This is a genomic window from Microbacterium sp. SZ1, assembly GCF_002362255.1.
Classification (GTDB): Bacteria; Actinomycetota; Actinomycetes; order Actinomycetales; family Microbacteriaceae; genus Microbacterium.
Genome location: NZ_LPVV01000004.1, coordinates 272,953 through 287,312, shown reverse-complemented (window position 1 = coordinate 287,312; position 14,360 = coordinate 272,953). Strand labels below are relative to the sequence as shown.

Sequence of the window (14,360 nt, the reverse complement as noted above, 5' to 3'; positions counted from 1 at the left end):
CGCGCCACGGGCGGATGAAAGGAACCTGCCTTGTCATACGATCTGAACGTCTTCGGTGCCGAGGTGCTCACGGAGCGAGAACTGGCGCGGCTTGCATCGGCTCCGCGAAGGACCAAGGTCGTCCGCGGGCCCGGTACGGGAGAGGTGCTCGCTGTGCTGAACCGGCGCACCGGGGCGCACCTGTACACCGTGGAGGGCCCCTTCGTTCTCGAGCCGGAGGACCTTCGAGAGTGGGGCGAGGCGGACGGATCGCCGGTGCTGTACAGCATCGCCGTTCTCAGCTCGGACCCGGAAGACATCACCGCCGCGAGGTCGTTTGCAGATGATCTGGCGCTCAAGATCAACGGACGAGTCGTCGACCCGCAGACGTACGTGTCGCCGGGCCGCGCGCACAGCGACTCGACGGAGAACCGCGCGCCCGTGTATTTGCACGTCGAGTGGAATCGGACCCGCGACGGCTCTGCCGATTTCGCCGCCCGCTATCTCGAAGCCGCGAGGGATCACTTTCCTTCCGCGGTTCCGACGAGGTTCGGGACGGAGGAGCCCCTGCAGGGAAAGCTGGTTGGCGGAGGAGACTCGGCGTTCGACCTCATCTATCGCGAGCAGTGCAAGCTCTCCCGGCTGATCCTCAAAGGACGGTCGGGTCTGAGCGGGAGTGTGGACGGCTGGACCGACGAGCTCAGGTCGAGGTTCCAGGCACTCAGGTTGACGATCCCGCTCAAAGACACGGCGGATCTCGCGACGCAGGACTTCACTGACTTCTTCGTGGAAGTGGCGAAGCGCACCTCCAGCTTCTTCGCCTTCGCGGAACTGAACTCCAGCCTCTACGCCACAGCCGCCTCGCCGGCCTACAAGGGTAGTTGGGGTGGGCTTCCCAGGACGGCGCAGTGGATGACGTGGTACTCACCCGAATACACGAAGCTGGTCCGTCCGTACCTCACCTCGGGAGTCATCACAGATCACCCGGAGGGAAGCATGCACGTGTGGACGGCGGAGCCGTCGGCGGGGAGTGCACTCCGCCCTCTGGTCCGACGTGCTCCATGGGTCGGAAGCGAACTGCTCGCTACGCTGAGCGCCGACCAGGAGCGGCGGTGTCTCCAGCCTGCTCTATCGATGCCGTCGGTTCTGCGGGCCCCTCTTCCGGGCTCTCCGGAGGCAGAGCGCATCGAGCGCCGCATCGCCGCTAACCGAGCGCGCGCAGGCCTGGCGTAGCCGTGCGGCACCACCACGATGCGCCGCGAATGCCGCACTCCTTTTCCCGCTTCTTCCGTGCGCCTCAACCCAAGGTGGTACGCGAACTTCGCCGCGGCGAGCGGTCGAGCGAAAGGCAGTTCATGAGTTCTTCGTCTCGTTTCCGTTCCCGGTTCGGCGTCGTCGCCGCGCTGGGTGCTTTGGTGTCCGTGTTGTTGGTGGGTGTGCCGGTGTCCTCGGCGGTGGCTGATGATGCGCCGGGGTTCCTGGTGGAGTCCGGGCTGCATCCAGATGCTGCGGCTCTGGGTGCAGCGAACGGTCTGGTGTTGAAGGACGGCAACGGCGGGCTGCGGTTGGGGACGTGTCCCCAGGGGACGCCGCCTGCGTCGCTGAATCAGGTGCGGGTGGAGCGGGTGCTGAACGGCCGTGCGAACCAGGTCTGTTTCGACGTGATCTTCCGTCCCGCGGTGCTGAACCTCGAGATCGACAGCTCGTTCGGGGTGCGGGCGGGCAAGCAGCCGCTGGATGTGACGTTCGTCATCGACGGCGTCGAGGACAATCTGCCTCTCGCGCCGACGCGATCGGGGTCGGTGGACGAGGGTCAGACGGGCGACTCGACGATCGTGACGCTCGAGGTGGAAGCGGACGCTTCGGATGTGCCGATGACGGATGCGGTGTTCCCGCGTACTGCGATCGGGCAGGTCCGGTCCGGCCTCGGAGCGTGCACGGGCACGCTCGTGGACCGGTCGTGGGTGCTCACCGCGGCGAGCTGCCTGGCGGCTGACCCCGCGACCCTGGCTGTAGGTGCGCCCGCAGCGCCGGTACGGGTGCTGTTCGGCGCGGACATCGCAAACGACAAGACCACGGGCGGTACCGGTTCGGGTGCGAAGGTCACGCAGGTGCAGCCCGCCTCCGGTGCGGATGCGGTGATGCTGAAGCTGGAAGGCCCGATCGACACGATCACCCCGATCGCTCCCGCGACCACGGCCCCGGCGGTGGGGGAGAATCTCGCGTTCACGGGGTTTGGGCGCACGGCATCCGCCTGGGTGCCCCTCGCACCTCACACGATCACCTACCCCGTGACCGCCGTCGCGCCCGCGACGGCGACCGCATCCGCCTCGGGCGCTGCCCTGTGTCTCGGTGACAGCGGTGCCCCCGGCATCCGCACCATCTACGACACGAAGACCCTCGCCGCGATCGCGTCCACGTCGTCCCAGGCCGGATGCCTCGGCTCGGGCATCCCCGCGGGCACGGCCTCAGTCACGTCTACGCGGGTGGACACGATCGCTCCCTGGATCGCCACCACCATCCAGAACGGATTGAACACGACGCCTGTCTCGGCCACCGACAAGACCCTCGCACAGCAGATCATCGACAGCGGCCGGGTGACCGCCGCCGCCCCGGTACTGTCGCAGCTCCAGGGTTACGCGAGCGGGGTAAAGCGTGCCAACATCGTGAGCGGCCAGCCACGCGACTGCGCGATCGACTCCACCCTGCTCGCAGCGCTCAAAAAGGTTGTCGTCGACGACGGGTTCTCCCTCACCATCTCGTCACTCAACGAGTACTGCCTGGGCACCGCGACCGCGGCGACCGACTACCACTCGCGGAACGGGGGCGGCCACGCCGTGAAGATCACGGTCGTGAACGGGGTCGCGGCGACCGGTGCGACCGTGCAGGACATCGCCCTCCGCAGCGCGATGTTCGCCGCGCTGCCGGCGCCCGCCGGTGTCGGACAGCTGGACTGCCGACCGCGAGCCGAGGCTCCTACCGGGTGGGCTCAGTTCGCGAGCGAGTGCACCCACAATCACTTCGAGTATCGAGGCACGGTTGCGGCGGCGGCACCGGTCACGCCGCCGTCCTTCGATGTCGATGGTGACACTTATGCCGATGTGCTGGGGATCTCGACGACCCATCAACTGAACATCTACTCCGGCGCTCGCACGGGCGGCTGGCTCAGCCGGCACCTCCAGAGCTTCGGATGGGACGCCACAACCGCGATCGTCCACGGCGACTACAACTCCGACGGCAAGGGCGACATCGTCTCCACCGAGAGCGACGGCACCGTCTGGTTCTACGAGGGGAATGGAGCGCGGGGCTTCACGAAGTCGCTCATCGGCTCCAACTGGCCGGGCACGACCTACCTGACTGGAGGGGCGGACTTCACCGGCGACGGGCGGGCCGACATGATCGGACGTGGCACGAACGGGAACATCTTCCTGTACGCGGGCACCGGCGCCGGCACCTTCAAGGCTGGCGTGCACTTCAACGCCGGATGGGGGCACATGACGTCACTCCTCGCCGGAGACTTCACGGGCGACGGCAAGGGCGATCTGGTCTCGCGCGACTCAGCCGGCATCCTCTGGCTCTTCCGCGGGGACGGCGTCAACCTCACCCCGGCCATTCAGGTCGGCAACGGATGGGACATCATGACCGTCATCACGGGCGGTGTGGATTACAACGGCGATGGCAACGCCGACATCCTCGGACGGACGACTGCTGGGCAATTCCTGCTCTATGCGGGAACCGGATCGGGCTTCACCTCACCGACCAACCCGGATAGCGGTTGGAACCTCCACCGTCTTTTGACCTGACCATGGGTGTCACGACGCCCGATCACTCCTCTCGCAACCAGGCAAGAAAGGCCTTCATGTCATCGTCTCGTTTCCGTTCCCGCGTGGGTGTCGTTGCCGCGTTGGGTGCGTTGGTGTCTGCGTTGTTGGTGGGTGTGCCGGTGTCGTCGGCGGTCGCTGATGATGCGCCGGGGTTCCTGGTGGAGTCCGGGGTGCATCCTGACGCGGCGGCGTTGGGGGCGGCGAATGGGCTGGTGTTGAAGGACGGCAACGGCGGGTTGCGGTTGGGGACGTGTCCCCAGGGGACGCCGCCTGCGTCGCTGAATCAGGTGCGGGTGGAGCGGGTGCTGAACGGCCGTGCGAACCAGGTCTGTTTCGACGTGATCTTCCGTCCCGCGGTGCTGAATCTCGAGATCGACAGCTCGTTCGGGGTGCGGGCGGGTAAGCAGCCGCTGGATGTGACTTTCGAGATCGACGGGGTGGAGGACACCCTGGAGCTGGACCCGACCCGGTCGGGGTCGGTGGACGAGGGTCGGACGGGCGAATCGACGATCGTGACGCTGGATGTGAAGGCGGACGCTTCGGATGTGCCGGTCACGGATGCCGCGTTCCCGCGCACCGCGATCGGGCAGGTCCGGTCGGGTCTGGGGGCGTGCACGGGAACCCTCGTAGATCGGTCCTGGGTTCTCACCGCGGCGAGCTGTGTCGCCGACCCCGCGTCGCTTGTCGCGGGCGCTCCGGCGGGCCCGGTGCGGGTGCTGTTCGGTGCGGATATCGCGAACGACAAGACCACGGGCGGTGCCGGTTCGGGTGCGAAGGTCACGCAGGTGCAGCCCGCTGCGGGTGCGGATGCGGTGATGTTGAAGCTGGAGACACCGATCGACACGATCACCCCGATCACCCTCGCGACCACGGCCCCCGCGGTCGGGGAGAGCCTGGCGTTCACCGGGTACGGGCGCACGGCATCCGCATGGGTGCCGCTCGCCCCGCACACGAACACCTACCCGGTCACGGCTGTCGCCGCGGCGACGACGACGGCATCCGCTACCGGCGCTGCCCTGTGTCTCGGCGACGGCGGCGCTCCCGGCATCCGCACCGTGAACGGCACGAAGACCCTCGTCGCGATCGCATCGACGTCGTCCCAGGCCGGGTGCGTGGGCTCGGGCATCCCCGCCGGCACCGCCTCCGTGACCTCCACCCGCATCGACACCCTCGCCCCCTGGATCACCACCACCGTCCAGAAGGCGCTGAACACGACCCCCGTGTCCGCCGCCGACAAGGCTCTCGCGCAGCAGATCATGGCAACGGCCCGAGTGTCGGGCGGTGAGCCGCTGGGACAGATCCAGGCCTATGCCGACGGCTTCAAGCGCGGCAACCTCGTGGCTGGCGTGGTCCGCGACTGCACCATCGACCCTGTGATCCTCGCCGCGCTCAAGAAGGTGGTCGTCGATGACGGGTTCTCCATCACGATCGCGTCCCTCAACGAGAACTGCACCACGGCGACGCCTTCGACGACCAGCTATCACGCGAAAGACGGCGGCGGCCACGCCGTCGACATCAGCGTCGTCAACGGCGTTGTATCGACGGGTGACACGCCTGAGGACCGCGCTCTCGTGGCGGCCATGTTCATCGCGCTGCCTGCTCCTGCCGGCGTCGGCCAGGTGAACTGCCGTGCGCCGCTCACCGTGCCGAACGGCTGGGCGCAGACGGTCGACGACTGCACCCACAACCATTTCGAGTACCACGGAACGCCCCTGACGCCGAGCAAGCCGTCGTTCGACCTCAACAGCGACGGCAAGGCCGATGTGATCGGCATCTCGTCAGGTAATGTGCTCAACCTGTATCACGGCAACGGCAACGGCGGATGGGCCGCTCAGACCGTTTCCACCAGTGGGTGGAACGACGCGAAGCAGATCATCCACGGTGACTACAACGGCGACGGCAAGGGCGACATGATGGTCGTCAACAACGACGGAACCCTCTGGTACCACCAGGGCGACGGCGCACTGAGGTTCCCCACCAAGGCCTTGGTCGGACGCGGGTGGCACACAAAGGCCCTGATAACCGGCGGAGCGGATTTCAACGCAGACAAGAAGGCCGACCTCGTCGCGCGCGAATCGGACGGCAACCTCTATGCGTATCCCGGAATCGGGAACGGAACGTTCGGTCCGAAGGTCAGGATCGGCGGCGATTGGACCGGAATCAACCGCGTGCTCGCGGGCGATTGGAACGCCGACGGCAAGGGCGACATTCTCGCCACGACTCCCGCGGGTGCGCTGCTCCTCTATCCGGGAAACGGCGCAACACTGACCAAGGGTCCCCAAGTCGGCAACGGATGGGCCGGTATCTCAGCGATCACGGGGGGCGTCGACTACGGCCTCGACGGCAAGGCCGACCTGTTCGGGCGCACGGCCGACGGGGGACTGTATGTGTACCCCGGCCTCGGCGCCACCGGCTTCGGTGCTCCGGTCCGTGTCGGCAACGGCTGGAACTCGCTGCGTCTGTTCAGTTGATGCGACCGGGGCTGTTCCGACCACCCGAAACAGCCCCGAAACCGGCCTTCGATAGGATGGGGTCGCCCGAAGAGGGCCAGCTCATCAGCCGGTGCGAACCCGGCGTCAGCAAGGGGGACACCCATGCCAGGAATCGTGATCGTCGGCGTCCAGTGGGGCGACGAGGGCAAGGGGAAGGCCACCGACCTGCTCGGTGAGCGCACCGACTGGGTGGTGAAGTTCAACGGCGGCAACAACGCCGGTCACACCGTCGTCGTCGGCAACGAGAAGTACGCGCTGCACCTGCTGCCCTCCGGCATCCTGTCGCCCGGGGTCACGCCCGTGATCGGCAACGGCGTCGTCATCGATCTCGAGGTGCTGTTCAGCGAGCTCGAGGCGCTCGGCGCCCGCGGCATCGATGTCTCGCGGCTGAAGGTGAGCGCGAACGCCCACATCATCACCGCCTACCACCGCACTCTCGACAAGGTGACCGAGCGCTTCCTCGGCAAGCGCAACATCGGCACGACCGGCCGCGGCATCGGCCCGGCCTACGCCGACAAGATCAACCGCGTCGGCATCCGCGTGCAGGACCTCTTCGACGAGAACATCCTGCGCCAGAAGGTCGAGGGCGCCCTCGACCAGAAGAACCACCTGCTCGTGAAGGTCTTCAACCGCCGCGCGGTCACGGTCGACGAGATCGTCGAGGAGCTGCTGTCGTACGCCGAGCGTCTGCGCCCGATGGTCGCCGACACCGGCTACCTGATCGCCGAGGCGCTCGACCGCGGCGAGGTCGTCGTGTTCGAGGGCGGCCAGGCCACCATGCTCGACATCGACCACGGCACCTACCCGTTCGTGACGTCGTCCACCGCGACGGCGGCGGGCGCGGCATCCGGTTCGGGTGTCGGCCCCGGCGCGCTCGACCGCATCGTCGGCATCGTCAAGGCGTACACGACCCGCGTCGGGTCGGGTCCGTTCCCGACCGAGCTGTTCGACGAGCAGGGCGAATGGCTGCGCTCGCGCGGGTTCGAGTTCGGCACCACGACCGGCCGTCCGCGCCGCGTCGGCTGGTACGACGCCCCCATCACCCGCTACGCGACACGCGTCAACGGCATCACCGATCTCGTGCTCACGAAGCTCGACATCCTCACCGGACTCGAGCAGATCCCGGTGTGCGTGGCCTACGACGTCGACGGCGAGCGCTTCGACGAGGTGCCCGTCAACCAGACCGACTTCCACCACGCGACGCCGATCCTGGAGTACTTCCCCGGCTGGTCGGAGGACATCTCGACGGCCCGCACCTTCGACGACCTCCCGAAGAACGCCCAGGACTACGTGCTGGCGCTCGAGGGCATGAGCAACACCCGCATCTCGGTCATCGGCGTCGGGCCGGAGCGCGACCAGGTCGTCGTCCGCCACGACCTCCTCGACTGATCGCATGACCCGTTTCTGGCTCGGCGGCTACGGCGCCGGCATGGGTGGCTCGGCCGACGGCATCGGCCTCCTCGCCGGCGACGAGCAGACGCCGACGAAGCTCTCGTATCGCGGCGCGGTCACCGAGACCCCGTCGCCGTCATGGCTCGCGCAGCATCCCACCCTCGACGTCGTCTACGCGGCGCTGGAGGGGGATGCCGCGGTGCAGGCGTTCCGCCGGACCGGCGAATCGACCCTGCAGCCGCTCGGCGAACCCGTCGAGGCCGGCGGCTCGGTGTGCCACATCGCGGTCTCGCCCGGCGGCGACTACCTCGTGGCGAGCTGCTACGGCGACGGCCGCGTGGTACGCATCGGGATCGCTCCCGACGGGGCCCTGGTTCCGGATGCCGCGAACAAGGCCGCCGAACTCCGCGCCGCCCTGCTCGGCGAACCCGCGGAGACCTCGGCGCCCGCGGGGGTCGCGGCTGCGGCATCCGATCCCTATGCGGGCGCCCTCACCGCGACCGGCGATCCCCGTGTGTCGCATGCGCACGCCGCCGCGTTCCTGGCTGACGGTCGCATCGCGACGACCGACCTGGGCTTCGACCTCGTGCGCATCTGGCGCGCGACGCCGGGCGGCCTCGTGCTCGATCACGAGGTCACGCTGCCGCAGGGCACGGGTCCGCGGCACATGGTCGTGCACCCGAGCGGTCACCTGCACGTCGTGACCGAGTACTCGTGCGAGGTGTTCACGCTCGCCGCCGGCCCAGACGGCGTCTGGCGCGTCGTGTCGTCGGTGCTGTCGAGCCCGATCGCGCAGGTGGGCGTCGACTTCCCCGCCGAGCTCGCGCGCACCCGCGACGGACAGTTCCTGTACACGGCGCTGCGCGGCAGCAACACGATCGCGGCGCTGCGGGTGCGCGGTGCAGGGGAGAGCCTCGAGCCGTTCGCGCTCGCCGACTCGGGCGTCGACTGGCCGCGGCATCACCTCGTGCACGAGGGGAAGCTCCTCGTCGCCGGGCAGCGGTCCGACACGGTCGCGCTGCTCGACCTCGACGAGCGCACGGGCGCGCCCCTCGGCATCCGTCACGAGGCGCAGGTCCCGACGCCGACGCACTTCCTCCCCGTGCGCTGACCTCCGCGTCTTCCACTTCGGGGGTCGACCGCCACAGCGCGATCTCGTGCGCGGCATCCGTTCGACATCTGGCGTGTCGGCCCCCGGAGTGAACTCCCTCGCAGCGGCAGCGATCCGCGCCGCGCCCGCTTGGCGGCCGGGAGAACAGATGCAGGCCCGGACCACCCCGTTCCGACCTGCATCCGGTCGACCGCCATGCAGGGTGGTCCCCGACCCGCCCAGAGCACGGCGTCCGGAACAATCCCCGTGACTGCGCGTTGATCTTGAGCAAGACTGGGCCACGGAGAGGGGCACCGCATGACTGCCGAGAACACCGACGAATACGACCTGATCGTGCTGGGCGGAGGTCCGGTGGGCGAGAACGTCGCCGACCGCGCCGTGCAGGGCGGACTCACCGCGATCATCGTCGAGAGCGAGCTGGTCGGCGGCGAGTGCTCCTACTGGGCGTGCATGCCCTCGAAGGCGCTGCTGCGTCCGGCACAGGCGCTGCGAGCGGTGAAGAACGTCGGCGGCGCGGCCGAGGCCGTCACCGGTGATCTCGACGTGCGCGCGGTCTTCGATCGTCGCGACTCGTTCACGAGCAACTGGTCGGACGACGGGCAGGTGAAGTGGCTCGACTCGGCCGGCATCGATCTTGCACGTGGGCACGGACGGCTCACGGGCGAGCGAGAGGTCACGGTGACGGATGCCGACGGCGGCACCCGCGTGCTCCACGCCCGCCAGGCGGTCGCGATCAGCACCGGCACGGATGCCGCGGTGCCGCCGATCCCGGGGCTCCGCGAGGCCGAGCCGTGGACCAGCCGCGAGGCGACCAGCGCCGAGGAGCTGCCCGAGTCGCTGGCCGTGATCGGCGGCGGCGTGGTGGCCGTCGAGATGGCGACCGTGTATGCGTCGCTGGGCACGAAGGTCACGGTCATCGCCCGCAGCGGCCTGCTCGGGTCGTTCGAGCCGTTCGCGGGCGAGCGGGTGGCCGCGGGGCTCGCCGAGTTGGGCGTCGACGTGCGCACCGACACCGGCACGACCAGCGTGACGCGCACCGACGACGGGGTCGTGATCGAGCTCTCCGACGGATCGACGGTCATCACGGCCGAGGTGCTCGTCGCCACCGGGCGCACTCCGCGCAGCGGCGACATCGGGCTCGACGTCGTGGGCCTCGAGGCGGGGCGCTACATCGAGGTGGACGACACCCAGCGCGTGCCCGGGTCGGAGTGGCTGTATGCGGTCGGCGACGTCAACGGCCGCGTGCTGCTCACCCACCAGGGCAAGTACCAGGCGCGCGCGGCGGGCGACGTGATCGCGGCGCGCGCGAAGGGGGATGCCGTCGACGACGCCCCCTGGGGCCGCCACGTGGCGACGGCCGACCACGCGGCTGCACCCCAGGTCACGTTCTCGTACCCGGAGGTCGCGTCGGTCGGGCTCACCGAGGCCGAGGCGCGGAAGGCGGGGCACGAGGTCGCCGCGGTCGACTACGACCTCGGAGCCATCGCGGGCGCGAGCGTCTACGAAGACGGGTTCGCGGGCCAGGCCCGGCTCGTGATCGACACTGAGCGCGAGGTCGTGCTCGGCGCCACGTTCGTCGGACCCGAGGTCGCCGAACTGCTGCAGGCGGCGACCGTGGCCGTCGTCGGAGAGGTGCCGATCTCCCGGCTGTGGCACGCTGTTCCGGCCTACCCGACCATCAGCGAGATCTGGCTCCGACTGCTCGAGGAGTACGGCAGGCAGTCGGCCTGATCGCGCCGCCGGGGCGGAGCAATCCGTTCCGACCCCCGTGCCGAACATGCGGGGGAGATTGTTTCCCACATTGACGACCCCGCGCGCAACCCCGAGCGGATGTCGTACACCTCGGTTACGCTCATACCCACATCCCAGGAGGCAGGACCATGAAGGCTGTACTCGCAGGAACCGTCATCGCCGAAGCAGACGAGAGTGACCTCGCGCGCATCGAAGGCAACTGGTACTTCCCGCCCGCATCGATCACCGAGGGTGCGCTCGTCGAGAGCCCCACTCCGTATACGTGCCCGTGGAAGGGCGCGGCGCAGCACTACTCGGTGCAGGCCGGTGGCGAGCTGCACGAGGACTACGCGTGGTCGTACCCGACCCCGTACCCGTCGGCCTTCGATCGGGTCGGCAAGGACTTCTCCGGTTTCGTCGCCTTCGATCCCCGCGTGCAGATCGAAGCATGACCACCGTGTGCCGGCGCCGGGGCGCCGATGCCCGCCTCGTCGATCGACCGACTGGAGATGCGCCATGATCGAATTCCGCAACGTCACGAAGAAGTTCCCCGGCGGCGCCGTCGCGGTGAACGACTTCAGCCTGGTTCTCCCATCGCGAAAGACGACCGTCTTCGTCGGGTCGTCCGGATGCGGCAAGACCACCCTGCTCCGCATGATCAACCGCATGGTGGAGCCGACCTCGGGTGAGGTCGAGATCGACGGAGAGAGCGTGCTGGCGGGCGATCCGGTCGCCCTGCGCCGCAGCATCGGCTACGTGATGCAGAACTCCGGGCTCATGCCGCACTTCACGGTGATCGACAACGTCGCCACGGTGCTCCGCCTGAACGGCGTGAAGAAGGCCGAGGCGCACAGGCGCTCGCGCGAGCTGCTCGACACCGTCGGCCTCGACCAGGCGCTCGCCGAGCGCTACCCGAGCCAGCTGTCCGGCGGCCAGCAGCAGCGCGTCGGCGTGGCGCGCGGCCTCGCGGCCGACCCGAACATCCTCCTCATGGACGAGCCGTTCGGCGCGGTCGACCCGATCGTGCGGGCCGATCTGCAGCAGGAGACGCTGCGTCTGCAGCACGAGCTCGACAAGACGGTCGTCTTCGTGACGCACGACATCGACGAGGCCTTCCTGCTCGGCGACCAGGTGGTCATCCTCGACAAGGGTGCGCGCATCGTCCAGGTGGGCAGCCCGAGCGAGATCATCGAGAACCCGGCCGATGACTTCGTCGCCTCGTTCATCGGCGCCGACCGCGGTCGCCGCGCGCTGCACCTCAAGCAGACGCCGCACGGCACCGTCGTCGTCGACAGCGAGGGCCGCACGCAGGGCGCGATCGTGGCGGATGCCGAGACGTCCGACGGCCCGCTCTCCGGGCCCGACACCGCAGCCCTCGACGCGGTGCAGGGCGGTCACCCGTGAACTGGGTCGGCGACAACGTCGGGCTGATCCTCGATCTCACGCTGGTGCACCTGCGCCAGAGCATCATCCCGATCGTGCTCGGCTTCGTGCTGTCGCTGCCGCTCGGGTGGGTCGCCTGGCGGTTCCGCCTCGTGCGCGGGCCCATCATCGTCCTCACCGGTCTGCTCTACACGATCCCGTCGCTGGCGCTGTTGATCCTGCTGCCGGCCACGCTCGGCTACTCGGCGACGGAGGAGCCGAACCTCGTCGTCGCGCTGACGATCTACGCCATAGCGATCCTCGTCCGCGCGGTCTCCGACGGATTGGATTCCGTCGACGACGATGTGCGCCAGGCCGCCACCGCGACGGGCTTCGCACCTTTCCGGCGATTCTGGGCCGTGGAATTCCCCCTCGCGGGGCCCGTGATCCTCGCCGGTCTGCGGGTCACGGCGGTGAGCACGATCTCCCTCGCCACGGTCGGAACCCTCATCGGCGTGACGAATCTGGGCTACCTCTTCACGAACGGGCTCGAGCGCCGCATCATCGCCGAGGTGTTCGCCGGGGTCATCGCAGTCGTCGTCATAGCGCTCGTGATCGACCTGATCCTGCTGCTGCTCGGACGCGCGCTCATGCCGTGGACCCGCGCTGCGACGAAGTCCACCGCCGCTCGTGCCATCGCCGTGGGGGCTCCCGCATGAACCTCTTCCTCGACGCCTTCGCGTGGATGTTCGCACCCGAGCAGTGGACCGGAAACTACGCACTGCCGAAGCTTCTCGGCCAGCACCTCGCACTCACCGCCATCTCGGTGCTCATCGCCGCGGCGATCGCGCTGCCGATCGGATGGCTCATCGGTCACACCGGCAAGGGGCGGGAGATCGCCGTCGCCGTCTCGGGTGCCGCGCGCGCGATCCCGGCGTTCGGCCTGCTGATCCTGCTCGTCCTCCTTCTCGGAGTCCTGCGGATCCCCGAAGCCGCCGTCATCACATTCGTCCTGCTCGCGATCCCGTCGCTCCTCGCCGGCGCCTACACGGGTCTCGAAGCCATCGACCGCCGCGTCATCGACGCCGCCAAGTCGATGGGGATGACCGGATGGCAGGTCTTCTGGAAGGTCGAGGTGCCGCTGGGGTTGCCTCTGCTCGTCGGCGGCATCCGATCGGCCCTCCTCCAGGTGATCGCCACGGTCACGATCGCGGCCTACGTCAACCTCGGCGGACTCGGGTACCCGATCATCCAGGGCATCCCGCTGCGCCGGTTCGACCAGGTCCTCGCGGGTGCGCTCCTCGTCGCAGTGCTCGCGCTCGTCGTCGACCTGATCCTCGCCGCGGTGCAGCACGCCGCGGTCCCGGCCGGGCTCCGTACCGGGCGTCCGTCCAGGCGCCGCGCCCGAGCCGACGCCGCCGTGTCGGCATCCGCACCAGCCACCGCCTGACCCGGCGGTTCGAAACACCCAGACCCTTCGTCACACAGCAGCAGTTCCAGAGAAGAGGAATCCATGTTCACAGCACGAGGCAAGCGCTCCGTCTTCGCCGTCGGCCTGGTCGCCACCGCGGCACTCGCCCTGTCAGCCTGCGCGTCGAGCAACCCGCTCGACGAGCCCGCAGACTCCGGCGACAGCTCGGGCGGCGACACCATCGTCGTCGGCTCGCAGGCGTACTACTCCAACGAGATCATCGCCGAGATCTACGCCCAGGCGCTCGAGGCTGCCGGCTTCGACGTCGAGAAGAAGCTCAACATCGGCCAGCGTGACGCCTACATGCCCGACGTCGAGTCCGGTGCGATCGATGTCTTCCCGGAGTACACGGGCAGCCTGCTCGAGTATCTCTCTGACGACGAGGTCACGGTCACGAGCCCGGAGGACGTCTACACCGCGCTGGGCGACGCGCTGCCCGAGTCCCTGACCGCCCTCGACTTCGCCGAGGCCACCGACCAGGACTCCTACACGGTGCTGAAGAGCTTCGCCGAGGAGAACGACCTCAAGACGATCGGCGATCTCAAGAACGTCTCGTCGCAGGTCACGATCGGTGCCGCACCCGAGTTCGAGCAGCGCCCGTACAGCCCGGCTCGTGCCAAGGAGGTCTACGGCGTCGACCTGACGTTCTCGGCCACCGGCCAGACCACCCTCGAGTCGCTTCTCGCCGGCTCGATCCAGGTGGCCGACATCTACACCGCCGACCCGGCGTTCGAGACCGAGGACATCGTGGCCCTGGAGGACCCCGAGAACCTCATCATCTCGTCGAACGTCGTGCCGATCGTCTCGAGCGACATCGCTGATGACGTCTCCGACGTGCTCAACGAGATCAGCGCGAAGCTCACCGGTGAGGAGCTCGTCGCCCTCAACGTGCAGAGCACGGTCGACCAGAAGTCCTCGGCCGACATCGCGAAGCAGTGGCTCACCGACAACGACCTCATCTGAGTCGCAGAGTCTGACGGAAGTGCCCGGGTCCCAGG

General features: G+C 68.6%; 11 protein-coding genes. All 11 read left to right on the top strand.

Annotated features, from left to right (window positions below):
* The first annotated feature begins 30 nt into the window (after window positions 1-30).
* Complete coding sequence (locus AUC47_RS04840) at window positions 31-1,212, top strand: hypothetical protein (RefSeq protein ID WP_143740703.1); 1,182 nt, start codon at window positions 31-33, stop codon at window positions 1,210-1,212.
* Window positions 1,213-1,334: 122 nt separating this feature from the next.
* Window positions 1,335-3,782, top strand: a complete 2,448-nt coding sequence (locus tag AUC47_RS04835; RefSeq protein WP_179297518.1) for an FG-GAP-like repeat-containing protein — start codon at window positions 1,335-1,337, stop codon at window positions 3,780-3,782.
* Between the two features lie 113 nt (window positions 3,783-3,895).
* Window positions 3,896-6,274, top strand: a complete 2,379-nt coding sequence (locus AUC47_RS04830) for an FG-GAP-like repeat-containing protein (protein ID WP_179297517.1) — start codon at window positions 3,896-3,898, stop codon at window positions 6,272-6,274.
* A 123-nt stretch (window positions 6,275-6,397) separates the two neighbouring features.
* Window positions 6,398-7,684, top strand: coding sequence for an adenylosuccinate synthase (locus AUC47_RS04825; protein ID WP_096714067.1), 1,287 nt, complete (start codon window positions 6,398-6,400; stop codon window positions 7,682-7,684).
* Window positions 7,685-7,688: 4 nt separating this feature from the next.
* Window positions 7,689-8,798: a lactonase family protein gene (locus tag AUC47_RS04820; RefSeq protein WP_096714066.1), complete on the top strand. Its 1,110-nt coding sequence runs from the start codon at window positions 7,689-7,691 to the stop codon at window positions 8,796-8,798.
* Between the two features lie 297 nt (window positions 8,799-9,095).
* Window positions 9,096-10,529, top strand: a complete 1,434-nt coding sequence (locus AUC47_RS04815) for a dihydrolipoyl dehydrogenase family protein (RefSeq protein WP_096714065.1) — start codon at window positions 9,096-9,098, stop codon at window positions 10,527-10,529.
* A gap of 149 nt (window positions 10,530-10,678) precedes the next feature.
* Window positions 10,679-10,981 (top strand): DUF427 domain-containing protein, encoded by a 303-nt coding sequence (locus tag AUC47_RS04810; protein ID WP_096714064.1) that lies wholly within the window; start codon window positions 10,679-10,681, stop codon window positions 10,979-10,981.
* Window positions 10,982-11,045: 64 nt separating this feature from the next.
* On the top strand, window positions 11,046-11,933 hold the full coding sequence (locus tag AUC47_RS04805) for an ABC transporter ATP-binding protein (protein WP_256999443.1): 888 nt from the start codon (window positions 11,046-11,048) through the stop codon (window positions 11,931-11,933).
* Window positions 11,930-12,610 (top strand): ABC transporter permease, encoded by a 681-nt coding sequence (locus AUC47_RS04800; protein ID WP_096714063.1) that lies wholly within the window; start codon window positions 11,930-11,932, stop codon window positions 12,608-12,610. The genes AUC47_RS04805 and AUC47_RS04800 overlap by 4 nt, the downstream gene beginning before the upstream one ends.
* Complete coding sequence (locus AUC47_RS04795; RefSeq protein WP_096714062.1) at window positions 12,607-13,341, top strand: ABC transporter permease; 735 nt, start codon at window positions 12,607-12,609, stop codon at window positions 13,339-13,341. The genes AUC47_RS04800 and AUC47_RS04795 overlap by 4 nt, the downstream gene beginning before the upstream one ends.
* A 63-nt stretch (window positions 13,342-13,404) precedes the next feature.
* Entirely contained in the window at window positions 13,405-14,325 is a 921-nt protein-coding gene (locus tag AUC47_RS04790) for an ABC transporter substrate-binding protein (protein WP_096714061.1), read from the top strand.
* The last annotated feature ends 35 nt before the right edge of the window (window positions 14,326-14,360 follow it).

Excerpts from the sequence above, each read along its gene's own strand:
- AUC47_RS04835 (WP_179297518.1), top strand. The coding sequence starts at position 1,335 with ATGAGTTCTTCGTCTCGTTTCCGTTCCCGGTTCGGCGTCGTCGCCGCG.
- AUC47_RS04825 (WP_096714067.1), top strand. The coding sequence starts at position 6,398 with ATGCCAGGAATCGTGATCGTCGGCGTCCAGTGGGGCGACGAGGGCAAG.
- AUC47_RS04820 (WP_096714066.1), top strand. The coding sequence starts at position 7,689 with ATGACCCGTTTCTGGCTCGGCGGCTACGGCGCCGGCATGGGTGGCTCG.
- AUC47_RS04815 (WP_096714065.1), top strand. The coding sequence starts at position 9,096 with ATGACTGCCGAGAACACCGACGAATACGACCTGATCGTGCTGGGCGGA.
- AUC47_RS04810 (WP_096714064.1), top strand. The coding sequence starts at position 10,679 with ATGAAGGCTGTACTCGCAGGAACCGTCATCGCCGAAGCAGACGAGAGT.
- AUC47_RS04805 (WP_256999443.1), top strand. The coding sequence starts at position 11,046 with ATGATCGAATTCCGCAACGTCACGAAGAAGTTCCCCGGCGGCGCCGTC.
- AUC47_RS04795 (WP_096714062.1), top strand. The coding sequence starts at position 12,607 with ATGAACCTCTTCCTCGACGCCTTCGCGTGGATGTTCGCACCCGAGCAG.
- AUC47_RS04790 (WP_096714061.1), top strand. The coding sequence starts at position 13,405 with ATGTTCACAGCACGAGGCAAGCGCTCCGTCTTCGCCGTCGGCCTGGTC.